Here is a 24,259-nt window from a genome sequence, read left to right as displayed (position 1 = left end):
CCGTTCGAACAGGGGCGTTCCCAACTCCGCTTCCAGCTTGAGCAACTGGCGGTTCACGGCAGACGAAGCCACATTGAGCCGCCGGGCCGCTTCCCGGATCGACCCGGCCCGGCGGATGGCGTCAAAATAGACGACCATCGGAGCATGAAAACGATGTGCGCGGTTGGACATGAGCGGCATGGTCGGGCTTGCGATGAGCCAAGTCAACGTCCCTTTTTCGGCATCGGGTGGAGCGACAATTTATTCTTTTTTAGATCGGGTCTTTGCGCTCAGAATGCGATCTCACAGAATCGAGGTTTGAAATGAGCGCTACTGCATCGGCATCGCAGGTTGAAAAAGCCGCCGAACTGAACTTGCCGATCGTCGACATCAGCGGTTTGCGAGGGGCCAGCGCGTCCGAACGTTCCAAGGTGGCGACCGCGATAAGACAAGCCTGTCTCGACAAGGGATTTTTCTATTGCGTCGGGCATGGCGTTGCCGCCTCGACGATGCAGCGGCTGTTCGATGCGAGTGCGGAATTCTTCGCCTTGCCGATGGACCGCAAGCTGGACGTGGCGATGTCCCGTTCCAAAGCGAACCGGGGATATGAGCCGCTGCGCGGGCAGACGCTGGAGGCGGGCGCGCCGCCGGATCTGAAGGAGGGCTATTATATCGGTCGTGACGTTCCGGCCGATGACGAGCAGGCGCTGAAATATTTCAATACCGGACCGAATGTCTGGCCTGCCGGTCTTGCCGGGTTCGAAGCCGTGACCTCCGCATATTTCGCCGAAATGCGTAGTCTGGCGGGCGTACTGCTGGAGGGCATTGCCCTTTCGCTGGGGCTGGACGCGGACTTTTTCACGACGCTGGAGCAAGATCCGATCGCCACGCTGCGCCTGCTCCACTATCCCCCGCAGGCAGCCAATCCGCATCCGGATGAAAAAGGGTGCGGGGCGCACACGGATTTCGGCGGCATCACTATCCTGCTACAGGATAATGTGGGCGGCCTCCAGGTGTGGGATCATGACCAGAGTCTATGGCTCGATGCCGTGCCTGTGCCCGGCGCTTTCGTCATCAATCTGGGCGATCTAATTGCGCGCTGGACCAATGACACATATCGTTCCACCCGTCATCGCGTTATCAACGCCTCGGGCCAGGAGCGCTATTCTGCTCCCTTCTTTTTCTGCGGCAACCCCGCCCAACGCATCGAATGCATACAATCCTGTTTGGAGCCGGGTGAAGGGGCCAAATATGCTGCAGTGACGGTCGATGAACATATGCGTGAGCGTTATGCCGCCACCTATAAGCGGAGCTTCGATTGATTTGTTTGGACAAGCATATAGGCGCGAATACGGGGCCAGTTCGCGATCGCTCCTTACTGCCAGGCCCCCCTTAATGCCCTAATTCTGTCAGACATCGAGGCGCAGCGCAATTGCGCCGACGATGGTAGCTGCGGATTAGGGCACCGTCATATCCGGCCTCCGGTTTCGCTTCGCTCCACCTTCACCCGGATATGGCTGTAGCGGCTTTAATCCACTGACAAACCGATCGGTCCACTTGGTGGTGGCAGATCAGGTCACCATAGATGCGCGGGCTCAATGAAAATCGTGGCTGCGGATCGGCAGAATGTCGTCGTGGGTTGCCTTTGCGTTGCGATAGGGCGGTGCGCCAAGCGTTCGACCGCTCGGAAAGACAGGGTCGCGCGGATCAGGACCACCACCATGAGTTGCGCCATCGCCGCGGCCCGATGCGACCGTAAAATCCATTCGGCCGACCGATCGCAGCATCTCGTCATGATCGACGACCCGGTCGCAGATGATGTGGATGACCTCTCCCTCCTTCTGGAGTCGGCCGCGTATGGCAATCATCGACGCGGACATGATCTGCCGCCGATAGATCTCGAACTTTTGTGGCCAGAGGATACCTTGGGCAACGCCGCTCTCATCCTCGATCGTGACGAAGAGCACGCCCTTGGCTGAGCCGGGCCGCTGGCGGACCAGAATGACTCCGGCGACCTCGATGTTGCGACCATCGCGGATCGACTTGAGATCTGCGCACCGGACGATCCGCATGGCGTTGAGCTGGGGGCGCAGGAAACTCAGCGGATGGTTGCGGAGCGAAAGCTGGAGCGAGCGATAATCCTCGACCACCTCGCGGCCTTCGGTCATTGGCTGGAGCGAAACCGGTGCCTCGCTGCCTTCGGGTGAGAATTTGCCATCGCGCGCGTCCGCGGCGGCGAAGAGGGGGAGGGGCGCTTCGCCCAGACCCTTGACCTTCCAGAGGCCTTGGCGGCGATCCTGCGCGATGCAGGCAAAGGCGTCGGCCTCGGCGAGTCGTTCGATCGCGGCGCGCGGCACGCCCGCGCGGCGCCAGACCTCCTCGACACTCTCGAAAGGGGCTGGTCCGCGCGCGCCGACGATCGCGGCGCCATGGAGATTGGCGAAGCCGCGTACCTGCCGGAAGCCGAGGCGCACCGCTTTGTATCGCCCGCGCGCCGGTTCGAGCGAGCAGTCCCAATGGCTGTGGTTGATTGAGACCGGGCGGATCTCGACGCCATGGTTTCGGGCGTCGCGCACGATCTGGGCGGGCGCATAGAAGCCCATGGGCTGGGCGTTCAGGAGCGCGGCGCAGAAGACATCGGGATGATGATGCTTCATCCAGCAGGAGGCATAGGCGATCTTGGCGAAGCTCGCCGCGTGGCTCTCGGGAAAGCCGTAACTGCCGAACCCCTCAATCTGCTTGAACGTGCGCTCGGCAAAATCCTTTGGGTAGCCCCGCGCGATCATGCCGTTCACCAGCTTATCGTAAAAATGGCTGACCCCGCCCGTCAGCTTGAACGTCGCCATGGCGCGGCGCAGCTGATCGGCCTCGGCCGGCGTAAAGCCTGCCCCCACGATCGCGACCTTCATGGCCTGCTCCTGAAAGAGCGGGACGCCCAGTGTCTTCTTGAGTACCGCTTCAAGTTCTGGCTTGGGATATTCGGGCGTCTCCTTGCCCTCGCGGCGGCGCAGATAGGGATGGACCATGTCGCCCTGAATAGGGCCGGGACGGACAATCGCGACTTCGATCACGAGATCATAGAATTCCTTCGGCTTGATCCGCGGCAGCATCGACATCTGCGCACGGCTTTCGATCTGGAAGACGCCCAGCGTGTCGGCACGCTGGATCATGGCATAGACAGCGGGGTCATCGTGCTGAAGGTCCGCCATGCCGACACGCAGGCCCTTATGCTCTTCCAGCAGATTGAACGCCCGGTTCATGCAGCCCAACATGCCAAGGCCCAGCACATCGACTTTCATGAACTTCACCGCATCGATGTCATCCTTGTCCCATTCAATGATTTGGCGATCCTCCATCCGCGCCGGCTCGATCGGAACGAGGTCGTCAAGCCGGTCCTGGGTCAGCACGAAACCGCCGGGATGTTGCGATAGGTGTCGCGGGGTGCCGATGAGCTGCCGCGAAAGTTCGAGCGTCAGCTTCAGGCGATGATCGTCGGCGTTCAAATTGGCGCTCGCAATCTGTTCGTCGGTGATGCCGTCCATCGACCATCCCCAGACCAGACCGGTCAGCATCTTCGTGAGATCGCGCGGGAGACCCAGCGCCTTGCCCACCTCTGCGACCGCCCCGCGGGTGCGGTAGCGGGTGACGACGGCTGTCAGCGCCGAGCGGCTGCGCCCATAGGTCTCATAGATCCACTGGATGATCTCCTCGCGCCGCTCATGCTCGAAATCGACGTCGATATCGGGCGGCTCCTTGCGTTCGCCAGACACGAATCGCTCGAATAGCAGTTCATGCTTGATCGGGTCGATCGAGGTGATGCCGAGCATATAGCAGACGCAGCTGTTTGCTGCCGAGCCGCGGCCCTGGCAGAGAATGCCGCGCCGGCGGCTCTCGGCGACGATCGAATTGACCGTCAGAAAATAGGGGGCGTAACCGAGCTGGTCGATCAATCGCAGCTCATGATCGATCTGCTTACGATAGGCGGAAGGCAGGCCATCGGGAAACATCCGGTTGGCAGCATTTTGGGTCAGAGCAGCCAGCGCCTCTTGCGCCGTGCGCCCCTCCATCACCTGTTCATACGGGTATTGATACTGGATTTCGCCGAGATCAAAGCGACATTGGTCGGCGATGTCGGCGCTTGCCTGGATCGCGTCGGGAAAGGCGGAAAAGCGCCGTTCCATCTCTGCCGGCGACTTGAGGTTCCGGTCCATATAGCGCTCGCGCCTGAACCCCAGGCCATCGATCGTCGTCTTCTCCCGGATCGCGGTCATCACATCCTGGAGCGGTCGAACATGGGGCGAGTGATAAAGAATGTCGCCGGTTGCGACGCTCCGCACGGCGGTCGCTCGCGCCATGACATCGAGCCGGTGAAGCCGGGCGACGTCGTCGGGCCGTCGGCGCAGCGCAAGCGCCAGATGCGCGCGGGCACCGAATACGGCCTTGAGATCCCGGAGATTGGCCATGGTTGTATCGTCGGGCTGGTCCGGCACCAGGATCGCGATCTGGCCTTCGGCATGGGCAACGACATCGGCCCAGTCGAGCAGGCAGCAGCCCTTGCCACCGCGCGCCTTGCCGACCGAGAGCAGACGGGTCAGCCGAGACCAGGCGGGGCGATCGGTCGGATAGAGGAGGAGGGCCTTGCCGTCGGTCAAATCGACCCGCGCGCCGGCGATCATCCGGACGCCGGTTGCTTTCTGCGCATCCCACCCGCGCACAACGCCCGCGACGCTGCCCCAATCGGCAAGACCCAGAGCCTTGTGTCCAAGCAGTGCGGCGGCTGAGAAAAGCTGCTCAGGCGAGGATGCGCCGCGCAGGAACGAGAAATGACTTGTGATTTGGAGTTCGACATAGCGGGTCATCACCCAAACACCCCATGCATGAACCAGCTGAGGTTCCCGGTCTGCTCATCGACGCCATCGCCCCGGCGGAACAGCCAGAAGCGTTCGCCGCCCTCTGCCTCGACCCGGAAATAGTCCCTGACAGCCCACATCTCCTGGGGGGAACGCCACCATTCGCCATGGATGCGTTCCGGGCCGTCGCCGACGACCACTCGATAGCTCGATCCCCGCCAGACGAAGCGCCGAGGCGGATGGTCGGGCAGCAGCGCCACGACATTGGACAGAAGTTCGGGTCGCCTCAGCATCCGCACAGGCCGCTTCCAGCCGGGCCAGCCTTTGGGCGTTGCCAGTGGTCCGACCCGCCGCACCGCGCGCTCGGGCACGTCGCTCTCATGCGAGGACAAGCGAAAAGGCGTGTCGGGATCGATCCGGCCGGCGAGTTGATCGACCAGCAGCGCTATATCGGGTGCGCGATCGCCCGTGATGAGGCCGGCCTCCAGCGTCTGCGCTCTCAATTGCTCGACGCGCGGTGCGCTCAGCGTCATCGTCTCGATGCCAAGGCCCGGATCGATCCGCTCGACCCGCATGGCCAGCATGCGTTTGAGATGCTTCGCATCGCGCGTGGCCTTCGCTGTGCCGATGGCAATACGCTGCTCGGTTCCATCGACGATCTGGCAGGCGAGCTGCGCGGTGCGCAGGCCAAGGCCCTGCTCGATCAGCAGGGTGACGAGATCGTCGACCAGATCGCCGATCACCTGGTTGATCGCCTCAGCTGTGCCGATCGGTTCAAGCAGACGCCGTTCTACATGGGGTGTCTCGAAGGGGATGACCGGCACGATGGGTTCAGCGATCATCCCGCGGGCCTGGTCGAGCCTGCGAACGGTCGGGAGGCCAAGACGGCGGGCGAGCGGTCCGCGTGGCATGGGATAGAGGTCAGCGATGCGCTCCAGGCCGAACCGGGCTGCGGTCTCGAGCACGCCCGGATCGAGCCGGAGCGCGGAGAGCGGTAGATCGGCAATGGCCTGGGTTTCGGCGCCGTTCGGAAGGAGGGTGATGGCCTCGTTCCCGTAGCGCGCGAGCGCATGGGCGGCGCCCGGCGTGCCTGCGATCGCGACGCTGGCCGTGAAGCCCAGCCGCTCAAGGAACCGCAGCAACCGGCGGCAGAAGCGCGCCTCGCCGCCGAACAAATGCGTGGTGCCGGTAAGATCGAGCCAAAGGCCGTCCGCGCACGCGACACTTGCAGTCGGCGTCCAATGCGCGATAGCGTGCAGCGCCAACCGGTCCAGCCAGGCCTGATCCGCATCTGGCTGCGCGTCGCGCACTTCCAGGTCGGTCACCAGCGCCCGGGCATGGGCGGCGGCCATGCCGGGGCGAAGGCCAAGTTTCAGCGCAAGCGGGCAGGCCGCGGTCACGACGTCTCGCTGCCCCGTGCGCGCGATGAGGATCGTCGGCTGGCCCCAGAGCTTGGCCCATGTGAGCGCGGGGACGGGGACAGATGCAGTGCGGCCGCCACCGTCATCGGCGGGCAACGCCTTGAAGGGATGCTCGGCGGATTCGCTGCGCCGTCCCATCTCGCGCATGGTCGGGCGCTGATGCGCTGGCATGGCATCGATATCGGCCTGGGTTGGCCCGCTGCCGAGCGCGCCATCGCGCGCCCAGCGGGCGCCGGGGCGCCAGCCACCCGCCTTGGGGACGGAACAGGCGCCAGGATTATCGTCGATCGGCGAGGCGAAGCGCGGTGCGATCGGGGCAGGAGCCGGCTCAGGCAGCCTGGCGGGCCGCTCTGCCCGTCGCAATCGCTCTATCGGGAGCTGCGGCAGGTAGAGCGAGGCGACCCGTGTCATCGCACGCCTCCAGTTCGATGGAGAAGGGATTGCCGTTCCGCTGGCGGACAAGTTCGACCGACCAGCGCGGCCGCCCAAGGCCGACATGGGGAACGGGGCTCGAAGGGGCCGCACCGATGCGCCAGCGCGTCATCGCCGAGGAGAGACCGCTCAAGGGGCAACGCTCGCGACTTCGGTGGCGGCGGTAGAGCAGCATCGGCGTCTTGCCGTCGGAAGCCGCCAGCTGAAGCCGTCGGGTCGCCGTCTGATCGGCGGCCTTCACTTCCGCGACAACGCAGGCGAGCGATCCATCGCGCAGGCCATCTTCGGCAAGCGCCAGGACCTCGGCGTCCTTGCGGCCCTGGGCATAGAGGATCTTGTCAGGGCTAAGGCCGATCTGCTCGAGGCCCGGCGCATAAAGGTCGAAGCGCGTCACCGCCCAGAGAATGGTGAACCCCGGCTCCGCGCAAAAGCGCGCCGCGATCCCGGCGGCAAACAGGGTGGCGCAGGCATCATCGGTGAAGCTGGCCGAAGCAGCAGCGATTTCATGTAGTCCCGCGCCATTGAGACCCTGGTCGGCCAAACGTTCGTCCAGCTCGGGCAATCCGAACGGCAGGGCGGGCCCGCGCGCGGCGCGGGCATGCGCCAGGCTTGCGCGAAGCGCGGCAAGCTGGTCGACCTGGTTCTGGTCGAGGGAAGAGAGATATACGGACATGGGAACAACGACTCAATATGTTCCCTATATGTTCCTTTGACTCTGAAGATTCGTCAAGGCGGATGAATCGCAGCTCATCTGAGGTTTAGGTGAAGAGGCGGGAAGCGTGTCCCCCTCCAGTCATCACCGTATGCGACTGTTCATCGCCGGCCCTAGTTCATGAGCCAGACAATCCACCACCTGCTGCACCTTTGGCAACAGATGACGGCGCTGTGGATAGACTGCCCAAATCGGCTCATCGTCCGGCTGGGCGTCCTCCAGCAGCAAATCTACCATGCCATGTTTGAGATAGGGCAGAACATAAAAGTCGGGGAGCTGGCAAATGCCCAATCCCGAGACGCAAGCCTCCATGACAGCATGTCCGCTGTTGCACATAAAACGCCCTTTAGGTCGATGGACGACTTCCTGTCCGCCTATCTTGAAATGCCAAGCTGCGGCGGTGCCTGCGATACATTCATGGTTTTCCAAGGCCTCAACCCGGTTCGGACGCCCTGCAGATGCAAGATAGCTTGGGGCTGCGCACGTATAAAGGCTACGTGACGCCACGCGGGTTGCTATCAGGCGGGGGTCTGTGATCGAGCCCGTCCTTATAGCCAAATCGAACCCTTCGCCGAAGAGGTCGATGATCCGATTGGACAGTTCGATAGATACCGTAAGCTTGGGATGCTGCGCGGCGAAGCGGCGTATGATCGGGGCCACGAACCGCTCACCCATCGCCGTTGAACAGGTCACGCGCAGCTCTCCTTGAGGCGCGCTGCGGTCGCCAATAAGGGCGATTGCCTCATCCCTGTCTTGAGCGATCCGCTCGCACCGTTCGAAAAATGCTCGTCCGGTGTCGGTTAACCTGACCGTGCGGGTCGTTCTATGAAATAGCTGAGCTTCAACTCGCTGCTCCAGCGCCATGATCGAGCGGCTGACATGCGTGGTCGACATGCCTAGCGCCTGTGCCCCACGCGTGAAGGAACCCAGCGTGGCGACGCTGATGAATTCGTCGATACCATCCCAAGCCGACATTCATTATCCCTATAAAGAAATAAACCTTTGCTAAAATACTATATTATCGCTCCTGCGGAACGGCGCTAGAGTGAAAATGAGGAGTGGGCGTGGCTACGATGTGGCTTGGATAATCTATGCGTGGCTCTGCAAGATTTTTTCCGGCTGTGATGAGCCACGCTGGCTGTTCTCGAACGCTGCCAATGACGAGGAATGAGAAATGAAGACCCGCGCCGCCGTCGCCTTCGAAGCGAAGAAGCCGCTTGAGATCGTCGAGCTGGACCTGGAAGGGCCCAAGGCGGGCGAAGTGCTGGTGGAAATCATGGCGACCGGCATCTGCCATACCGACGCCTATACGCTCGACGGGTTCGACAGCGAGGGCATTTTCCCCTCGGTCCTCGGCCATGAAGGCGCGGGCATCGTGCGCGAAGTCGGGCCCGGCGTGACTTCGGTAAAACCGGGCGACCATGTCATTCCGCTCTACACCCCCGAATGCCGGCAGTGCAAAAGCTGCCTGTCGGGCAAGACGAACCTGTGCACCGCTATCCGCGCCACCCAGGGCAAGGGGCTGATGCCCGACGGCACCACCCGCTTCAGCTTCAAAGGTCAGCCCATCTATCATTATATGGGCTGCTCCACCTTCTCCAACTTCACCGTCCTGCCCGACATCGCGGTGGCCAAGATCCGCGAGGACGCGCCGTTCCAATCGAGCTGCTATATCGGCTGCGGCGTCACCACCGGCGTCGGCGCGGTCATCAACACCGCCAAGGTGCAGGTGGGTGACAATGTCGTCATCTTCGGCCTGGGTGGCATCGGCCTCAATGTGATCCAGGGCGCGCGCCTTGCCGGGGCGAACAAGATCATCGGCGTCGACATCAACCCCGATCGCGAGGAATGGGGCCGCAAGTTCGGCATGACCGACTTCCTCAATTCGAAGGGCCTGTCGCGCGAAGAGACGGTAGCGAAGATCGTGGAGATGACCGACGGCGGTGCCGACTACACGTTCGATGCCACGGGCAATACCGAAGTGATGCGCACGGCGCTCGAAGCCTGCCATCGCGGCTGGGGCACCTCGATCATCATCGGCGTGGCTGAAGCCGGCAAGACGATCGAAACGCGACCCTTCCAGCTCGTCACCGGCCGCAACTGGCGCGGCACGGCCTTTGGCGGCGCCAAGGGCCGGACCGACGTGCCCAAGATCGTTGACATGTATATGACCGGCAAGATCGAGATCGACCCGATGATTACCCATGTCATGGGTCTGGAGGAGATCAACACGGCTTTCGACCTGATGCACGCGGGCAAGAGCATCCGCTCGGTCGTCGTCTTCTAAGTTCGTTCGAGAGAGGGAGGAATAAAATGGCTGTCATTTCGGGTGACGGGGTGTTTTCGCACGCCTGTGTCGGCGCGAGCGACCTTGCAGGGTCGTCGGCCTTTTACGATGCGGCACTGGCGCCGCTGGGGGTCAAGAATCTGGGCCCTTTCGGAGATAACGTCATCCTCTACGGGAAAGACAAACCGGCTCTGCTGGTTCTGCGCCCCGGCAATGGCGAAGCGCCGTCCAGCAACGGCGTGACCATCGGGTTTGCGGCCGCCAGCACCGACGAGGTCGATGCCTTCCATGCTGCTGGTCTGGCTGCCGGCGGCAGCTGCGAAGGCGAGGCAGGGCCTCGTGGTCATTTGCCCGGCGCCTATGCCGCCTATCTGCGCGATCCGGCCGGCAATAAAATCTGCGCCTACACCTTCACGGATGGCAACTGAATGATGGAGCAGGTCAGCACGAACAAGGCCTTCGGCGGCGCGCAGGGCGTCTATAAGCACGCCTCCGCCGCTACCGGAACAGAGATGACCTTTTCGGTCTTCGTGCCTCCGCATCAGCCGGGGACGAAGCTGCCGGTCGTCTGGTATCTGTCCGGGCTGACCTGCACCCATGCCAATGTCACGGAAAAAGGCGAGTTCCGCCGCATCTGCGCGGAACTGGGCCTGATCTTCGTCGCGCCGGATACATCGCCGCGCGGCCCGGACCTCAACGGGAATGCCGTGCCGGACGATCCGGCCGGTGCCTATGATTTCGGCCTGGGCGCGGGCTTCTATGTCGATGCGACGCAGGCGCCGTTCGATCGTCATTACAAAATGTGGTCCTATGTGACCGAGGAATTGCCCACCCTGATTGCGGACAATTTCCCGGCGGACATGACGCGCCAGTCGATCATGGGTCATTCGATGGGAGGCCATGGAGCAATCACCATCGCCCTGCGCAATCCGGGCAGATATGCGTCGGTGTCAGCTTTTGCGCCGATCGTCGCACCCGGCCAGGTGCCCTGGGGGGAGAAGGCCCTGGCCGGCTATCTGGGTGAAGATCGCGCGACATGGCGCCGGCACGATGCGGTCGCGTTGATCGAGGATGGCGCCCGCGTGGCAGATTTGCTGGTCGATCAGGGCGGTGCAGATTCGTTCCTGACGCAGGAATTGCGGCCGGAACTCCTCGAAAGCGCATGCAAGACGGCGGGCATCGACCTGACGCTCAACCTGCGCGAAGGCTATGACCACAGCTATTATTTCATTTCCACCTTCATGGCCGACCATCTGCGCTGGCATGCGACCCGCCTCATCAAGGATTGATTGATGGTTCAGATTTTGGTGACTGGCCGCGACGGTACCGAACATGCGGTCAAGGCGGAGGCCGGTCTCTCGCTGATGGAAGCGATCCGTGACAATGGCCTCGACGAACTGCTCGCACTCTGCGGCGGATGCTGTTCCTGCGCGACCTGCCATGTCTATGTCGAAGAGGGCCACGCGATCCCGCCGCTCAGCGACGATGAGAATGACTTGCTAGACAGCAGCGATCATCGCAACGGGCGCTCGCGCCTGTCTTGCCAAATTCCGCTGACGGCACAGCTCGACGGGCTGCGCGTCACCATCGCGCCGGAGGACTGATGAGCGAGACCCTACTTTCCCGTTATTATGAGGCCTTCAACAGAGGCGATGCCGAGGCGATGCTGGGCCTGCTGACGGAGGATGTCGTCCACGAACCCTCGCAGGGTGAACCGCGCCAGGGCAAGGCGGCCTTCGCCGCATTTCTCGATCACATGAATCGCTGCTACCGGGAGCGGGTGATCGATCCCGTCTTTCTGAGCTCGGGGGACGGCACTCGCGCGGCGGCCGAGTTCCAGCTGGAGGGCGAATATCTGCAGACCGACAGCGACTTGCCGCCCGCGCGTGGTCAGCGCTATCGGCTACGTGTCGGCGCCTTTTTCGATATTGTCGATGGCCGGATCGCGCGAGTCAGCAACCATTATAACCTCGCCGACTGGTTGAGGCAGGTCGGCGAACCGGCATGACGGCCGCTCTGGATGCGCCGCTGGTGGTGGAGCGCATCGGTCGCGACGATCTGTCGCTGCGCGCGCTCGCCACGCTGCGCATGACGGTGTTCCGGACATGGCCCTACCTCTATGACGGCAGCCTCGATTATGAGGCGAACTATCTGGATCAATTTCTAAGCGCCGAGGATGCGATCGTCATCGTTGCGCGACTCGGTGACATTCCCGTCGGCATGGCGACCGCCTCACCCATGACGACACAGTCGGATGTGATCAGGGCTCCGTTTCTGGCCGCTGGCGTCGATATTGGCGCGATGCATTATTTCGGGGAATCCGTGCTGCTGCCCCAATTCCGCGGGAAGGGGATCGGCCATCGCTTCTTCGACGAGCGGGAGGCCGCGGCAAAGGCCGCCGGCGCGAACTGCGCAGCCTTCTGCGCGGTGGTGCGGCAATCCGACGATCCGCGTCGTCCCGCCAAAGCCGGGGATCTGGGCGATTTCTGGCGCAAGCGAGGCTATCGTATCGCGCCGCGCTACGATACGCGGCTCGCGTGGAAGGAAGTGGGGCAGGCGCAAGAGATTGACCATGTCATGCGCTTCTGGATGAAGAAGATTTAGTGCGACATTCACCCTGGGGGCGGGACGAAGTGGACCAAGTTCGAATCGCGGCGGCGCAATATCCGATCGAACTGCTGCCAAGCTATGACGCGTGGGAAGCCAAAATCAGCCGGTGGGTGACACAGGCAGTGGAGGAAGGCGCGCAACTGCTGCTTTTCCCCGAATATGCGGCGATGGAGCTGGCTGGCTGCAACCCTGCTACAGCGTCTGATCTTCAGCGCTCCCTTGAACTGGTCATGGCGCTTTCGGATCGAGCGGAAGAACTGCACCGGAAACTGGCTACTCGATATGGGATAGTCATCTTGGCCGGTAGCGGTCCGGCGGTCGACGAGCGAGGGATGATCGTCAACCGGGCGCGGCTCTTCTGTCCCGATGGCAGTGTGGGTTGGCAGGACAAGATTGTGATGACCCGCTTCGAACGGGAGATCTGGGGCATAGCAGGGGGTACGCAGATAAAAGCATTGGACACGCCCTTTGGCCCGGTTGGCATATCCATCTGCTATGACGCCGAGTTTCCTCTGATTGCACGTCGCCAGGCAGAAGCGGGAGCAAGAATCATCCTCGTGCCCTCAGCAACCGACAATATGCAGGGTTATTGGCGGGTGCGGATCGGCGCGCAGGCGCGTGCGCTTGAAAATCAATGTTATGTGGTGCAGGCGCCCACAGTTGGTCTCGCGCCCTGGCTCCCATCGCTCGACGAAAATTATGGCGCCGCTGCAGTTTATGGGCCGCCTGACTGCATCACGCCCGACAATGGCGTTTTCGCCATTGGACCGGCTCATCAGGCCCAGTGGCTGATGGCCGATGTTGATCTTCGCCAGGTCGAAAAATGGCGCCAGGGCGGCGCAGTTCTTCCTTTCCGTCACTGGTCAGAACAGTGGCCCGAGCTACTGGCTTCGCCGACAGGTATCGCCAATGACAATCCAGATGAGCTTTGCACTTTATATGACCGGATAGGATGAAGTTGACCCTGTAGAGAGTTCGGCGAACATATCTGCAGCCGCTCAGCCGAGGCGGTGCAGCGTCGATGCATCCCGATCGCCATCGAACCAGCGTTCCAGCGCATCGTCGAGTAGCGGCGATCCACCGGCGGCTTCAAACAGGGTGAGCGACGAGCGCAGCTTCATCGCGTCGATCGAGCCGAAGATGGAGACCGGATCGCTGCCGCCAAGCGCCTGAAGTGCTTTCACGCATTCGAGGTAGCGCGGCCCCAGGACTGGATGAGCGAGATAGGCGCGGGCTTCGGCGAGCGAGGCAATTCCATAATAGTGGGCCGTCGGGCTGTGGCCGAGGCCGCGAAGCTGCGGAAAGACGAACCACATCCAATGGCTGCGCTTGGCGCCGGCCCTGATCTCGGCGAGCGCTGTGTCATAGATTTTTGCCTGGGCTTCGATAAACCGGGCCAGCGTCGCGTCTTGCGTCATAACAAAACCTGCTGTGCGGGCGGCGCGCCGTAGACCTGGGCGACCTGCAGGCTGCCCTCCGGCAGCCAGCGCAGTATCTCTTTCGCGGGTACGGTGGGATCAAGCCAGTCTACCCATTGATCGCGGGTGAGCGGAATTATCTGGCGGTGATGATAGGGCGCGACATCGGGTCCGGCGTCCATGGTGAGCATCGTGAAGGCTTCGCCAGCCGGGCTTTCCCGCCAGATGCCGGCGATACAGAACCAGTCATGATCCTTCATCGTGAACAGCCATTTGTCGAGCCGCTTGTCCTTCGGCCGAGGCACTGGCGGGTCGGTGAACTCGAAGAAGCCGTCAGCCAGGATAAGCGCGCGGTGCGATCTGAACTCGCGGCCCTCGGTGCGGAAATTATAGACCGGCTTGTCGTGGTTGCCCGGCCAGCTCCAGCGGCGGTTGACCAGTTCGCCCACGCCCCGCTCGCCCTCCACGCTGCGCACGATCGGCGCCATGTCGGTCATCCGGATATCGTCGCGCGCGGGCACATTGGGTTTGCCCTCGGGCATCCTGATCTTGATCTTGAGGTCCTCGAAATCCTCGACGATCGAGGCGATATCGACCTTCAACCTGTAATCGTTGCACATAGGCCCTCCGCGCGGGTTTCTTCAGCTTGCCCTTAGCGTTCGTTCGCTTTATGTTCTCGTCATGGACTCGAAAGCAACTCCCTTCGACTCCGACGCTTTCGGAAGTCGCCGTGCCATCATCCGACGCAATCCGGATGATGCCCGAGAGATTGAGATGATTGAAGCGGCCTGGGGTTCCAGCCCGCGCTTCGCCGACGGCGTCTCTTATGAGTTCATCCGGTCCGAAGGGAAAAGCTTCCCTAGCAATCGCTGCCTCGTTCCGGCCTCGGAATTCCACATTCGGAACGGCGAGAAGAAATTCCGCGCCTTTCGCGAAGACGGCAATTTCTTTTATCTCGCTGCCATCTGGGAGCCGCCCATGAGCGACTGGCCAGTGAGCTATCGAATCCTCACCGTCGATGCGAACCCTGACGTCATCCGCTATCAGAGCCGGCATGGCGCGATCATCGAGCGGCGGCAGGTCATGCAATGGCTGGATTTTATGGTTCCGGAAGAGGCACTGCTGGTGACGCCGCCCGGCGACATTTTCACAATCGAGGAAATCCTGACCAAGCCTGTGCAAACGAGTTTCGCCCTTTGATGGGCCAGAGCCAACGATCATGCCGATGACCATGATGCTTCCGCTGGATTTGCCGCCGCAGCCAGACGTGCCGGTGCTGCCGGGGCTTCATCAGCGTGAGGATTTCATCTTGCGGTCGGAGGAGCGGGCGCTCATCGCAGGCGTAAAGGATGCGGGCCTGACGCCCTTCCTCTTCCAGCAATGGACCGGCAAGCGGCTGACCAAAAGCTTCGGGTGGAGCTATGATTTCCAGACCGGTGTTTTCGCGCCGGCCGAGCCCATTCCGCAATGGGCGGTGCCGCTCAAGGCCCGCGCGGCGCGGTTCGCGGGTCTGGAGCCGGACGAACTCGAGCAACTGCTGCTGATCCGTTATGATCCAGGCGCGGGTATCGGCTGGCATCGTGACCGCCCGGCGTTCGAGCATGTAATCGGCATTTCGCTGGGCGAACCGGCGACAATGCGCTTCCGACGCCGCACGGAGACAGGCTTCAGCCGGGCAAATGCTCCGCTCGCGCCATGCTCCATCTACCATATGAGTGGGGAGGCCAGGCACGCCTGGGAGCATAGCATCGCGCCGATAGAGGCTTTGCGATGGTCGATCACGTTCAGGAGCCTGCGGAAGTCGGTCGTGTAGCGACACTCAGCCGTACCGTTAGGAACCAGAACCTGCTTTGCCGGTTACCCCTTCATCGATCCGCGCATCTTTGCCCCCCGCTCGTGCGGCTCGATGATATCGGCGGCCCGTCAGTTCCCCCGACTGACGGGCCGTCTTCATTTGGCGGATGGCTGGCTATATGGCGCCCAGACTGAAACTGTTCCGGACTCCGATCGGATTTCACGACGCCTATGTCGCAGCGCCCAGCCAGAAGGCGGCGCTGCAGGCCTGGGGTGCCGACGCCGATCTGTTCGCGCGAGGCATTGCCGAAAGTATCGACGATCCAAAGCTCTTGGCGGAAGCGGCCCAAAAGCCGGGCACCGTCATCAAGCGCGCCCGCGGCACCGCTGCGGAACATCTGGCTTCGGCGGCCAAGCCGATGAAGGCCACGCCGCGCAAAGCAGAGGGCAGGGTGATCCCTGCTAAGCCTCGGCCGCGACCCAGCCGAAAGGCGCTGGATCTGGCGGAGCAGAAACTGCACGAGCATGTCCGATCGGTAGAAGCGCGCATAGGGGAGTTGGAGAAAGAGCGCGCCCGCATCGGAATGCAGATTGCCAAGGTGCGCAAAGAAGGGGAGGGACAGGCCGGCAAATTTCAGGCAGCGGTCGACAAAGCCCGCGCAAAATATGAAGATGCGCTGGACCAATGGCGCGGGCAGGACTGATAGGGTCTGACGATCCTTAAAGGCGCGCTGCGACCAGACAGACATGGAACCGGGCATGGCCGATGATATGTTGACCGACGATGAGAAGGCCTTCTTCACCCTTGCTCTGGTGGAACAATGCGTGCGCAACACCGGGCTGGAGGATCTCCATGCGGGGGTGACGCCCAGCAGCGCGACGGGTGATTATAGCGACGTGAAGGTCGTCACGCCCTATGGCGACATTCCCTGGACCAATCTCTCGCGCATTTCCGACGAGGAAATGAAGGTGCTGATGATCGAGGTGACGAACAAGGTGTTCACCTTCCTGACGCGCGGTGAAGATCTGATGACACTGGGGCCTGCGGCCCGATGGAACAGGCCGGAGCTCGACCAAGGACTGTTGGCGAAGGCGGATCGTCGCGCGGCGCAGCGCGGACGCCGATGAAGGAAACATTGCCGTACAACTCTCGATGGCCACGGTTTTGCGCCATTTGTAGCGCGATCTGGCCAATGCTACTCCGGCATTTTCGAAATTTATGGTGCAGTGCAGCAACGTAATTCGCAGTTGCAGCGTTATATGATCGGATGGGCCTCTGCCCATGGAGGGACAGTTATGACGAAACTGCACTCGACGATCGCGCAACTTGGAAAATTCAGGGCATTATCGCTCCAGCCGCCGCCACCGTCCGACCGGGGGCGGCTCAGCAACATGGAGGATTTCGGGTCCAATTCTGGAGCGCTTCGAGCCAGATATTATATCCCGAAGGGTCTGGGCGGCTCGGACCGGAGCCAGCACGCGCCGCTGGTCGTGGTTCTGCATGGCTGCACGCAAAATGCCCATGCTTATGACCATGGCTCTGGCTGGTCGCAGCTGGCGGATGAGCTGGGCTTTGCCTTGCTGTTTCCGGAGCAGCGGCACGCCAACAATCCCAATCGCTGCTTCAACTGGTTTGCGCCTGGAGACTCGGCGAGGGACGCAGGTGAGCCGCTATCGATCCGCCAGATGATCGCCGCCATGGTCGGGGCACACCCGATCGACGAGGCCCGCATCTATGTGACGGGCCTTTCGGCCGGCGGAGCGATGACGTCGATCATGCTGGCGACCTATCCTGAATTGTTCGCCGGGGGCGCGATCATTGCGGGCCTGCCTTATGGTGCGGCCGCGTCCGTGCCTGAAGCCTTTGCGCGCATGCGCGGCGAGGGCTACCCTGATGACGAGGTACTGGGCGCTCTCATCCGATCCGCCTCTGATCATGCCGGACCTTGGCCGACCATCTCTGTCTGGCAGGGTGACGCGGACCGGACGGTCCACGCCTCGAACGCGGAGAGGATCATCGCTCAGTGGCAGGCCGTCCACGAGAAGGACGATTGGGAGCTTGAAACGCGGATCGTGGACGGGGCGCGCCAGCGCCTCTGGCGCGATCGCGATGGCCGGGTGGCGATCGAAGCCTATGAAGTGACCGGGATGGGGCACGGGACGCCGCTTGCAGTCTCCGGTCCCGAGGCTTGCGGGGTCGCCAGCCCCTATATGCTCGATGCCGGAATCTCATCGACCCGGCATATCGCGGCATTCTGGGGGCTCGCCGAAGAAGCGAGGGCTATACCGGTGGAAGTTCAGACTAGCGAACAGAACGACCCCATCGCGCGCGTGCGAGATCCTATCCAATTCCCATTGCCAAACAGCGCGACCCAATCTCGCCAGGCGTCCGGCCGCGTGAATGTCGGAGCGATCATCGAACAGGCTCTCCGGCGAGCCGGCATCATGCGATGAAGAGTCTTGCTGACCGCCGATGGGCGTGCGGCTCGGGAGCGGATCGCGGGCAACCGGTCGAGGTTTCCGCCCGCCGCGCCGTCGGCTTCATCATCCCGGACCGAGTGGCTTGAGCGTCAATCGCGCGCGAAGCCGAGCAATCCCCGTTGATAGTCCTCGACAACATAAGCGATGGGCAGACCATCTGCCCGGCTCATGAGCGCGCGCTGGGAGAACAGGATTCGCGGTGGTGTTTTGGCGGTGGGCCCGCCTCCCTTGGGCAAGCATGCGGACGACGATCCTGCCGATTTCCGGTCGAGATGCAAAGGCGCGACTATCTTGCCGAACGGCGCATCGGTCTGCTGAAGGCTTGCCTCCATGAAAGCGGGCAAGCGGGAGGGGACATACCAGAGCCGTGCAACGGAGAGGATATGCCCGTTGCAGCGCAAGCGGACGTGCCGCAGTTGAACGCGGTCCGACGCATCGAGCTGCAACGCACGGCGCAACTGCGCGGTGGCCGAGACCGGCTTGTTCGCGATTTTCTCGGCAATGACCGCGCCTGCCGGCGCCATATGATGGGAGGCGCACCAGCGGTCCAGCACCTGGGTCGCGGATGCGGCTCTCCCAATCTCCTCCCGCAATGTGCTGATCTCGGCGATGGATTGCACGGTAGCGGCTGGGCGCGCGGCCGCGATGCCGGGGTCTGCAATCAACGGCGCGGTCAGTCCAGCGGCAACAAAGATGAGAATGTTGAATGGCCGATACATCCTCGCCCTATTCCTTTGGGACTGCGGCTTTTACAAGCAGAGGATATAGCCGTAGCGACGCACCGCCTGTCCGGCGCTCAATTGGCCACAGGACAGGTCGACTCCCTTCGACGTACATCTGGCGACCGTTCGGCCATATTTGTCGGTGTCGGTCTTGCGGCACTGCACCGCACCAGCCGCTACGAGCTTTTGGAGATTTTGCGTGGCCGCATAGGGATCGCCCGGCGTGCATTGGCGTCCTTGGCGGCAATGTCCGGGCAATTCTGGCGCGTCGATGCCTGACAGGCGAATGCGCGTCGATCCGCAATCGAACGTGTCCCCGTCGATCACGCGGACGCTGCCACATTGAAAGCTCGCTTCTTCCGACGCGAAACCGGTCTCGCCGATCAGCTTCAGCCCCAGGAACGCGCCAAGCAACAAGCCGATGATGACGAGGATGCTTTGCACGCGAGTCCATCGCCTGCGCTTTGGTCCGCGCAGGGACGGCAGCTCGGATTGGAAAGAATGGCGACGGCTATTTCGCGGTTTCCTGAATTTATGCACATCCCCCATATGCTTTTTATCGAGCATCTAGGGTGCACATGCAATCAGGTAGCAGAGGTCACAGCGTCAGCGACCAGGTCTGTCCGATCAGGTCCTGGCCAAAGCTATTGTGGGGCGCTTCGTCCACCAGCTCGAACCCTGCCTTCTGGTATATACTGCGGGCGGCCACCAGGACGCTGTTGGTCCAAAGATCGAGCCGCTCATATCCCAGGTCACACGCCCGTCTGATGCACGCCTCGACCAGCATTTTGCTCACGCCGGCGCCACGCGCATCTGGCTCGACATAGAGCAGCCGCAACTTTGCCACCGTTGGCTTCTCGCCCTTAACCAGAAAGATCGAACCGACCATTTGATCGTCCATCTCCGTAATCCAGGCATCCTCGCGCGCGGGATCGAACGATTGGTGGAAATCGGCGACGATCCGCGCCGCCAGCGCCTCATAGTCCTGGTTCCAGCGATATTCCTGAGCATAGAGTATCGCCTGCCGTCCGACGATCCGCCCAAGGTCGCCTGGCTTGAGGCCGCGCAAGCGAACGGTCGGCTTCTCTAGTAGCTATCGACCAGAATGCGTCGTTCGCCGATCGAGCATGGAACGGCAGATTTTAACACAACTTGCCATTCGCTGAGCGCGAAACCGTCTGGCAGCACCCCCCCCATACACATTGGTCATTCAGCCGCCGTGGGGTCGATTCCGAAAGTCGCGCCACGTTCAGGTGATGCCGATCGACACGATGGATGGAAAGCGGAATGGCCGGTTTGGAGAGGATGGAGTCGGTGATCGACCCTTTGCTCCGCTTGCCATGATCGGCGGTTATTCGCCGCAAATCGTCCTGAGTAACCCGCAAGTGCTGAAACCCGGCCAGCCACCGTCACGTCGCGGGTCGGATGCGACCAGAGTGTCGATTAAACGCCGTGATTTCGGCGATCGGCAGGTCAACATGGCGCTTATAAATCTCGCCGCGCAAATAGCTTAACTCAGAGGTGAGGGCGTCCTCGGGCACGTCGATCCACCACGAACGGGGCGTTCCGTCCTCTCTGCCGTTCCAACGATACCCGCGCTGCTTGAGTTCATCCTTCGTCTCGAAAGGAGAATTCAATGCCCAGCACCGATATGTCTTGCCTCTGGCAGACAGTAAAAGCTTCGACAGAGCGCTGTGACCACTGATCGGCAAAGGGCGGCCAAGCAGTTCTATCGTCGCATTGCAGTCATGTACCGCCCGGTGCTTGTCGTAAAAGAAGCCGGAAGCCATCGCCAGAAATGCAAGCTTGGCGCTCTCGAACCCCTCATCCGACCAACTGACTTCGTTCAGCGAGCAGGCCCAGGGATTCTTGGCAAGCGCCGGGCAGAACTTCTCGAGGAAGGGGCGGTCGAACGGCGCGTTGTGGGCTATGACGAGGCCGGGCCCAGCGAAAGCCGCAACTTGGGAAGGGTCGATCGATTTGCCGGCGACCATTGCATCGTCGATCCCGGTCAGCCGTGTCACATCAGCAGGAATCGGGATCGATGGTTGCCTGAGCCCGTTGAAGGGGACTCCAACGCCAACAATCTCGCCCGCAAACGTGTAGAAAAACGGAACCATTGCCAGTTCGATGATCTCGTTCGTCTCGCAATCCAGGCCGGTGGTCTCGACATCGGCCACGACAGCCCGACGCGTGCCGCGAGGTGCCTCGGCGAGTGGATTGCCAGCACTCAGCTTCCGCAGAACCTTATAGTCGCCGCTGGCCTCAAGCGCAGCGATCATCTCTTCGGTGCGAGAACTACTCATCCGCGACCGGCGCCAGGCGGATTGAGGACAGGCGACCTGCCTCGTGGAACCACAGGTCGACGATCTTCGCATCGTCGCTTGCTGGCAGCGGATCAGCACGGCGAACCTTGAAGGTCGTGGGCAGATTGACCGAGTTGCCAAAAACCAGGGCATGCTGCTTGGGGAGCGAAGGCAGGCGTCGCAGCACGTTGTCAGAGATGAACGGCGTCATCTGGCGGATCTGAGACAGGTCGTCGGGGTTTTGTATCCGGTGGACCACGAAGTTCGAGCATTGCGAAAGCACTGTCTTTGAAAGTTCGCTTGGTCGCTGCGACGCCACGAGCAGAAACAAGCCATATTTCCGGCCCTCCTTGGAGATCCTTTCAAAGATCCGGCTCGCGTCGACCGCGTGACGGGACGGCGTCGATGCGACGTACCGATGGGCTTCCTCGAGCAGAAGGTGGACGGGGAAGCGATTGCGTGGATCAGCTTGTCGAAGGAGGCGGAACACCATTCGCGCGATCACGGCACTGACCAGTTCGACGACCTCATCCTCGACCGCATTCATATCGAGAATGATGATCTGGGCGCCCTTGGTCAGCCCTCCATCGACCGTCTTCAGGCCAAGGAGGGTTGCCAGGAATGCCTCCCTGTCACCCGCCGCGGCGGGTTCGTGCCGGAGGAAGCGATAGTCGCCACGCTCTTCCAGCGCCTTGAACCGCGTCACCATCTGCGCGCAGTAATCGCGGATCTGCCGGTTGCCATGAGCCTCCTCGTACAGGAGCGCCAAATCAATCGCTTCACCAAGCGCGGTGAAATCGAACGGCGTTCCATCATAGTCGGGCAGCTTCAGGTCGGGAATGAGGAATCCGGCTTGCTGTCCTCCACCTGCGAGGAACTGATAAGCGGCGTCCAGTCCCGGCATGTCGCCATAGTTGAGGGCGATCATACGCAGGAGCGCAGCCTGGTTGATCTGGGGGGTACTGAAGCGCTGGAGAATCCCCCGAATCCGGGTCCGTTTTGCGCCCGGCGGTGTCTCGTCGCTCAGGATCAACGTGATGCACGTGGCGAGGATATGGTTTCGTACGTCGTTGAGCTGACCCGCGTTCGCCGCGCCAAACAGCGTGGCTAGCCCAAGGGCCATGCGGAGGATGGGCACCTGCGTTCGTTCGCTCGCCTGGAGCAGCAATTCCCACTCGGACAGGTCGAGGTACCAGTGAGGGAGCCGGAAGCGGCCGTCTGCCGCCGAGCCGTCGAGAACAAGGCGGCTGACCCCAATGTCGGCAATCTCCGGCAGCTTCTCGAATGCCTTGGCGTATTCGCCGTTCACGTCGAGCACGACGAATGTGGCCCCCCTGGCATGGTGCTCATCGGGCTTTTCGAACAGAGCCTGCAGGACGGATGCTACCGTGCAGGATTTCCCGCTGCCGGTATTGCCGAGAACGGCGACGTGGCCGCCGAAAAAGTCGTCGATACGAACCTTGACGCCATAGTCTTCGAACACGACCGACTGGCCGATCCCAAGGTTGCGAAACCTGGTTGCACCCGGCGGGGCGCAGGCAATTTCGCCGTGCCCGATACCCGGCACAGTGTTGGTCTCGGTATCGAAGATCCGGTCAAGCTCGCCGTCAAGCGCGTACAGCGCATCCGCGTAGAGTGACGGGAAGACCGACACGCCGAACCGAAATCTGCCATCGCCCTTAGCCGGCAGCATTCCGACCGGCACGACATCAAGAAACTTCGCAGAATTCGCCTTGTCCAGGTTTGCGTCGCCACTGCCGGACACGTCCCGCTCGCGCAGACCAACGACCTCGGCGACCACATATTCAGACTGAGCCGGGATCATCAGGAACGAGCCGAGCCGGGCGACATAATGCACGTCGTCGAAGCCCACGACCGTGAAATTGTCGGTCCCGCCGTGCATTTCGATGATGAACTTGTCTGCGGCGACCGAGGTGACCTTGCCGATCGCTCGGCGGCGATCGTCAGAGCTCATTATCGTCTCCCTTGGCTTTTCGGCCGAAGGTTTCGAGGACGAGCTTCACTGCGTCATCGATCCGCTCTGCTGGTCGCTGGGGCAGGAAGTGCTCTACGATCGTGTTGAAATAATGCGCGCGCGAGCCATCGGTCGGTCCATCTCCCCCAATGATCCAGATGCGAGGATCGTTTAGGGCCGCAAGCTTTGCGATCTCGCCGGCCGAGTTAGGGTCGGCAAAAACGATGAGCCGGAACGTCGGTATCGTCAGCGCCTGATAAATGATGTTGTTCAAATGCTCGTCGCCAAAGGCGAAGCCGGCGGTGATGAGTACGCTTTGCTCCCGCACGATCCGCGACTGGAATTCCCTGAAGAGATCGGCATAGGGGGAACCCAGGCTCGAATTCTGCTTCGCGGGCGTTGGGTAGATCATGACCTTGCTCGGGGATTCCTGCGGCCAGGTCTCCTTGATCGGGAAGAGTCCGTGGTCATCCTCGGTCCAGCTGATCGATCCGTGCAACTTGCAGAGATAGACGAACCCATCGACGGCAGACCATTTGCGGTTCGAGAGGTCCAGCTGTTCCGCCAATGCGTAGCGGAAGGTCGCAGGGTTGAAGCGGCGCTCAACGACGCCCGAAAAGCCGTTCGCATAGGGCAGGCCCAGTCGATCCATCGCCCGCTCGTTGAACAGATCGTAATTGGTCGTGAAAACCCACGGTCGGGGGAGAGACCGATCACGCATGATCAGCTTGCGGTAGAACGACTCGTACAGGTTCAGGACGGAGGAATTGCCGTGCGCGAAGGCGCCGTCGGTGCAATTTTCCCAGAGGAAATCCTGGATCTTGGCGATCAACGCCTCGACCTTGTTTTTCCGATCGACATGCTCTGGCTTGTCGCTGCGCGAAAACACGAAGCGAAGGCTAAAGAGCAGTTCCATCAGCCGCTCGAGATTCTTCGCATATTCCGTGTCTTTGAGCTTCGCTCCCAGGCCCGCCAGAAACGCCACATCGTCGTCGACCAGCGCCCATTTCGGCGGATCGATGAGGTTGAGGTCATCTTCGAGCTCAGCCTTTGGATAGCTGCAAAAGGTCTCGGCCAACGGACCCATCGTCGGGATACCGCGCTCCTGCTTGTCTTCCCAGAGCGACGAGCAGCCGGCGCCCAGCAAAAACGCGACGTTCCGGGCGTTGAGTGCTTCGCCGATGGCCTTTCGGACCTGCTCTTCATCCTGGCCCCAGATCAGCGGCGCGGTTGGCGTCTCGGAGGCGCGCAGAAAGCGAAACGTCCTTGGGG

At 61.8% G+C, this 24,259-nt stretch carries 26 protein-coding genes; 13 read left to right on the top strand and 13 right to left on the bottom strand.

Features of this window, described 5'->3' with window-relative positions:
- On the bottom strand, positions 1-138 hold a 138-nt coding region (locus CG471_RS21725; RefSeq protein WP_257211646.1), incomplete at its 3' end, for a LysR family transcriptional regulator.
- A gap of 125 nt (positions 139-263) precedes the next feature.
- Between CG471_RS21725 and CG471_RS21720 the strand changes: the two genes are divergently transcribed.
- Positions 264-1,301 carry an isopenicillin N synthase family oxygenase gene (locus CG471_RS21720; protein WP_257211644.1) on the top strand — a complete coding sequence of 346 codons (1,038 nt, stop codon included), beginning with the start codon at positions 264-266 and terminating at the stop codon, positions 1,299-1,301.
- 273 nt (positions 1,302-1,574) lie between these two features.
- Here the strand turns inward: CG471_RS21720 and CG471_RS21715 are convergent, their stop codons facing one another.
- From CG471_RS21715 to CG471_RS21700, 4 genes are all read right to left on the bottom strand, one after another.
- Positions 1,575-4,838 (bottom strand): error-prone DNA polymerase, encoded by a 3,264-nt coding sequence (locus CG471_RS21715; RefSeq protein ID WP_099233713.1) that lies wholly within the window; start codon positions 4,836-4,838, stop codon positions 1,575-1,577.
- Positions 4,838-6,661 (bottom strand): DUF6504 family protein, encoded by a 1,824-nt coding sequence (locus CG471_RS21710; RefSeq protein WP_180275765.1) that lies wholly within the window; start codon positions 6,659-6,661, stop codon positions 4,838-4,840. Before CG471_RS21710 ends, CG471_RS21715 begins: the two co-directional genes overlap by 1 nt.
- Complete coding sequence (locus tag CG471_RS21705; RefSeq protein ID WP_037484946.1) at positions 6,579-7,355, bottom strand: ImuA family protein; 777 nt, start codon at positions 7,353-7,355, stop codon at positions 6,579-6,581. Before CG471_RS21705 ends, CG471_RS21710 begins: the two co-directional genes overlap by 83 nt.
- A gap of 123 nt (positions 7,356-7,478) precedes the next feature.
- Positions 7,479-8,369 carry a LysR substrate-binding domain-containing protein gene (locus CG471_RS21700; protein WP_037484944.1) on the bottom strand — a complete coding sequence of 297 codons (891 nt, stop codon included), beginning with the start codon at positions 8,367-8,369 and terminating at the stop codon, positions 7,479-7,481.
- A gap of 199 nt (positions 8,370-8,568) precedes the next feature.
- Here CG471_RS21700 and CG471_RS21695 point away from each other — a divergent pair, with 199 nt between their 5' ends.
- Genes CG471_RS21695 through CG471_RS21665 form a run of 7 tightly spaced genes read left to right on the top strand, consistent with a single transcriptional unit; the run spans position 8,569 to position 13,247 of the window.
- Positions 8,569-9,681: an S-(hydroxymethyl)glutathione dehydrogenase/class III alcohol dehydrogenase gene (locus tag CG471_RS21695; RefSeq protein ID WP_099233712.1), complete on the top strand. Its 1,113-nt coding sequence runs from the start codon at positions 8,569-8,571 to the stop codon at positions 9,679-9,681.
- 26 nt (positions 9,682-9,707) lie between these two features.
- A complete protein-coding gene (locus CG471_RS21690; RefSeq protein ID WP_037484940.1) occupies positions 9,708-10,109 on the top strand; it encodes a VOC family protein in 402 nt (133 codons plus the stop codon).
- 3 nt (positions 10,110-10,112) lie between these two features.
- Complete coding sequence (gene fghA, locus CG471_RS21685; RefSeq protein ID WP_099233716.1) at positions 10,113-10,970, top strand: S-formylglutathione hydrolase; 858 nt, start codon at positions 10,113-10,115, stop codon at positions 10,968-10,970.
- A gap of 3 nt (positions 10,971-10,973) precedes the next feature.
- Complete coding sequence (locus CG471_RS21680) at positions 10,974-11,285, top strand: 2Fe-2S iron-sulfur cluster-binding protein (RefSeq protein WP_037484938.1); 312 nt, start codon at positions 10,974-10,976, stop codon at positions 11,283-11,285.
- Positions 11,285-11,689, top strand: coding sequence for a ketosteroid isomerase-related protein (locus CG471_RS21675; RefSeq protein ID WP_037484936.1), 405 nt, complete (start codon positions 11,285-11,287; stop codon positions 11,687-11,689). Before CG471_RS21680 ends, CG471_RS21675 begins: the two co-directional genes overlap by 1 nt.
- Positions 11,686-12,285: a GNAT family N-acetyltransferase gene (locus tag CG471_RS21670; RefSeq protein WP_099233711.1), complete on the top strand. Its 600-nt coding sequence runs from the start codon at positions 11,686-11,688 to the stop codon at positions 12,283-12,285. The genes CG471_RS21675 and CG471_RS21670 overlap by 4 nt, the downstream gene beginning before the upstream one ends.
- Before the next feature lie 29 nt (positions 12,286-12,314).
- Positions 12,315-13,247: a carbon-nitrogen hydrolase family protein gene (locus CG471_RS21665; RefSeq protein ID WP_099233715.1), complete on the top strand. Its 933-nt coding sequence runs from the start codon at positions 12,315-12,317 to the stop codon at positions 13,245-13,247.
- 42 nt (positions 13,248-13,289) lie between these two features.
- On the opposite strand, the gene CG471_RS21660 is transcribed toward CG471_RS21665, so the two are convergent.
- Complete coding sequence (locus tag CG471_RS21660; RefSeq protein ID WP_099233710.1) at positions 13,290-13,709, bottom strand: DUF1810 domain-containing protein; 420 nt, start codon at positions 13,707-13,709, stop codon at positions 13,290-13,292.
- Entirely contained in the window at positions 13,706-14,329 is a 624-nt protein-coding gene (locus CG471_RS21655) for an SOS response-associated peptidase family protein (protein ID WP_099233709.1), read from the bottom strand. The genes CG471_RS21660 and CG471_RS21655 overlap by 4 nt, the downstream gene beginning before the upstream one ends.
- 154 nt (positions 14,330-14,483) lie before the next feature.
- Here CG471_RS21655 and CG471_RS21650 point away from each other — a divergent pair, with 154 nt between their 5' ends.
- The 5 genes from CG471_RS21650 to CG471_RS21630 all read left to right on the top strand — a co-directional run bounded on the left by CG471_RS21650 (position 14,484) and on the right by CG471_RS21630 (position 17,957).
- Positions 14,484-14,909, top strand: coding sequence for an SOS response-associated peptidase family protein (locus tag CG471_RS21650; RefSeq protein WP_051585539.1), 426 nt, complete (start codon positions 14,484-14,486; stop codon positions 14,907-14,909).
- Positions 14,910-14,934: 25 nt separating this feature from the next.
- Positions 14,935-15,522: an alpha-ketoglutarate-dependent dioxygenase AlkB gene (locus CG471_RS21645; RefSeq protein ID WP_223308130.1), complete on the top strand. Its 588-nt coding sequence runs from the start codon at positions 14,935-14,937 to the stop codon at positions 15,520-15,522.
- Between the two features lie 160 nt (positions 15,523-15,682).
- Positions 15,683-16,207 carry a hypothetical protein gene (locus CG471_RS21640; protein WP_037485145.1) on the top strand — a complete coding sequence of 175 codons (525 nt, stop codon included), beginning with the start codon at positions 15,683-15,685 and terminating at the stop codon, positions 16,205-16,207.
- A gap of 55 nt (positions 16,208-16,262) precedes the next feature.
- Entirely contained in the window at positions 16,263-16,631 is a 369-nt protein-coding gene (locus CG471_RS21635; protein WP_037485143.1) for a hypothetical protein, read from the top strand.
- A 132-nt stretch (positions 16,632-16,763) separates the two neighbouring features.
- Positions 16,764-17,957, top strand: a complete 1,194-nt coding sequence (locus tag CG471_RS21630) for a PHB depolymerase family esterase (protein WP_306552776.1) — start codon at positions 16,764-16,766, stop codon at positions 17,955-17,957.
- 116 nt (positions 17,958-18,073) lie between these two features.
- Here the strand turns inward: CG471_RS21630 and CG471_RS21625 are convergent, their stop codons facing one another.
- The 6 genes from CG471_RS21625 to CG471_RS21600 all read right to left on the bottom strand — a co-directional run.
- Entirely contained in the window at positions 18,074-18,703 is a 630-nt protein-coding gene (locus tag CG471_RS21625) for a hypothetical protein (RefSeq protein ID WP_099233707.1), read from the bottom strand.
- A 30-nt stretch (positions 18,704-18,733) separates the two neighbouring features.
- Positions 18,734-19,273, bottom strand: a complete 540-nt coding sequence (locus CG471_RS21620; RefSeq protein ID WP_257211643.1) for a thermonuclease family protein — start codon at positions 19,271-19,273, stop codon at positions 18,734-18,736.
- 31 nt (positions 19,274-19,304) lie between these two features.
- The gene (locus CG471_RS21615; protein ID WP_037484928.1) at positions 19,305-19,775 is read right to left on the bottom strand and encodes a GNAT family N-acetyltransferase; all 471 of its coding nucleotides are present in this window, start codon (positions 19,773-19,775) and stop codon (positions 19,305-19,307) included.
- A 340-nt stretch (positions 19,776-20,115) separates the two neighbouring features.
- On the bottom strand, positions 20,116-21,012 hold the full coding sequence (locus CG471_RS21610) for a 3'-5' exonuclease (RefSeq protein ID WP_051585536.1): 897 nt from the start codon (positions 21,010-21,012) through the stop codon (positions 20,116-20,118).
- On the bottom strand, positions 21,005-22,987 hold the full coding sequence (locus CG471_RS21605; RefSeq protein WP_037484924.1) for an ATP-binding protein: 1,983 nt from the start codon (positions 22,985-22,987) through the stop codon (positions 21,005-21,007). The genes CG471_RS21610 and CG471_RS21605 overlap by 8 nt, the downstream gene beginning before the upstream one ends.
- A partial coding sequence (locus CG471_RS21600; RefSeq protein WP_218964273.1) for an SIR2 family protein occupies positions 22,977-24,259 on the bottom strand: 1,283 nt, incomplete at its 5' end. The genes CG471_RS21605 and CG471_RS21600, both read right to left, overlap by 11 nt.

The sequence above is a fragment of the Sphingobium sp. IP1 genome, from assembly GCF_002708645.1.
In the GTDB taxonomy this organism is placed as follows: Bacteria; Pseudomonadota; Alphaproteobacteria; order Sphingomonadales; family Sphingomonadaceae; genus Sphingobium; species Sphingobium yanoikuyae.
This window is presented reverse-complemented; position numbering and strand designations above follow the sequence as displayed.

Excerpts from the sequence above, each read along its gene's own strand:
- CG471_RS21715 (WP_099233713.1), bottom strand. The coding sequence starts at position 4,838 with ATGACCCGCTATGTCGAACTCCAAATCACAAGTCATTTCTCGTTCCTG.
- CG471_RS21710 (WP_180275765.1), bottom strand. The coding sequence starts at position 6,661 with ATGACACGGGTCGCCTCGCTCTACCTGCCGCAGCTCCCGATAGAGCGA.
- CG471_RS21705 (WP_037484946.1), bottom strand. The coding sequence starts at position 7,355 with ATGTCCGTATATCTCTCTTCCCTCGACCAGAACCAGGTCGACCAGCTT.
- CG471_RS21700 (WP_037484944.1), bottom strand. The coding sequence starts at position 8,369 with ATGTCGGCTTGGGATGGTATCGACGAATTCATCAGCGTCGCCACGCTG.
- CG471_RS21695 (WP_099233712.1), top strand. The coding sequence starts at position 8,569 with ATGAAGACCCGCGCCGCCGTCGCCTTCGAAGCGAAGAAGCCGCTTGAG.
- CG471_RS21690 (WP_037484940.1), top strand. The coding sequence starts at position 9,708 with ATGGCTGTCATTTCGGGTGACGGGGTGTTTTCGCACGCCTGTGTCGGC.
- fghA (WP_099233716.1), top strand. The coding sequence starts at position 10,113 with ATGGAGCAGGTCAGCACGAACAAGGCCTTCGGCGGCGCGCAGGGCGTC.
- CG471_RS21680 (WP_037484938.1), top strand. The coding sequence starts at position 10,974 with ATGGTTCAGATTTTGGTGACTGGCCGCGACGGTACCGAACATGCGGTC.
- CG471_RS21675 (WP_037484936.1), top strand. The coding sequence starts at position 11,285 with ATGAGCGAGACCCTACTTTCCCGTTATTATGAGGCCTTCAACAGAGGC.
- CG471_RS21670 (WP_099233711.1), top strand. The coding sequence starts at position 11,686 with ATGACGGCCGCTCTGGATGCGCCGCTGGTGGTGGAGCGCATCGGTCGC.
- CG471_RS21660 (WP_099233710.1), bottom strand. The coding sequence starts at position 13,709 with ATGACGCAAGACGCGACGCTGGCCCGGTTTATCGAAGCCCAGGCAAAA.
- CG471_RS21655 (WP_099233709.1), bottom strand. The coding sequence starts at position 14,329 with ATGTGCAACGATTACAGGTTGAAGGTCGATATCGCCTCGATCGTCGAG.
- CG471_RS21650 (WP_051585539.1), top strand. The coding sequence starts at position 14,484 with ATGATTGAAGCGGCCTGGGGTTCCAGCCCGCGCTTCGCCGACGGCGTC.
- CG471_RS21645 (WP_223308130.1), top strand. The coding sequence starts at position 14,935 with ATGACCATGATGCTTCCGCTGGATTTGCCGCCGCAGCCAGACGTGCCG.
- CG471_RS21640 (WP_037485145.1), top strand. The coding sequence starts at position 15,683 with ATGGCGCCCAGACTGAAACTGTTCCGGACTCCGATCGGATTTCACGAC.
- CG471_RS21635 (WP_037485143.1), top strand. The coding sequence starts at position 16,263 with ATGGCCGATGATATGTTGACCGACGATGAGAAGGCCTTCTTCACCCTT.
- CG471_RS21630 (WP_306552776.1), top strand. The coding sequence starts at position 16,764 with ATGATCGGATGGGCCTCTGCCCATGGAGGGACAGTTATGACGAAACTG.
- CG471_RS21625 (WP_099233707.1), bottom strand. The coding sequence starts at position 18,703 with ATGTATCGGCCATTCAACATTCTCATCTTTGTTGCCGCTGGACTGACC.
- CG471_RS21620 (WP_257211643.1), bottom strand. The coding sequence starts at position 19,273 with ATGCTCGATAAAAAGCATATGGGGGATGTGCATAAATTCAGGAAACCG.
- CG471_RS21610 (WP_051585536.1), bottom strand. The coding sequence starts at position 21,012 with ATGAGTAGTTCTCGCACCGAAGAGATGATCGCTGCGCTTGAGGCCAGC.
- CG471_RS21605 (WP_037484924.1), bottom strand. The coding sequence starts at position 22,987 with ATGAGCTCTGACGATCGCCGCCGAGCGATCGGCAAGGTCACCTCGGTC.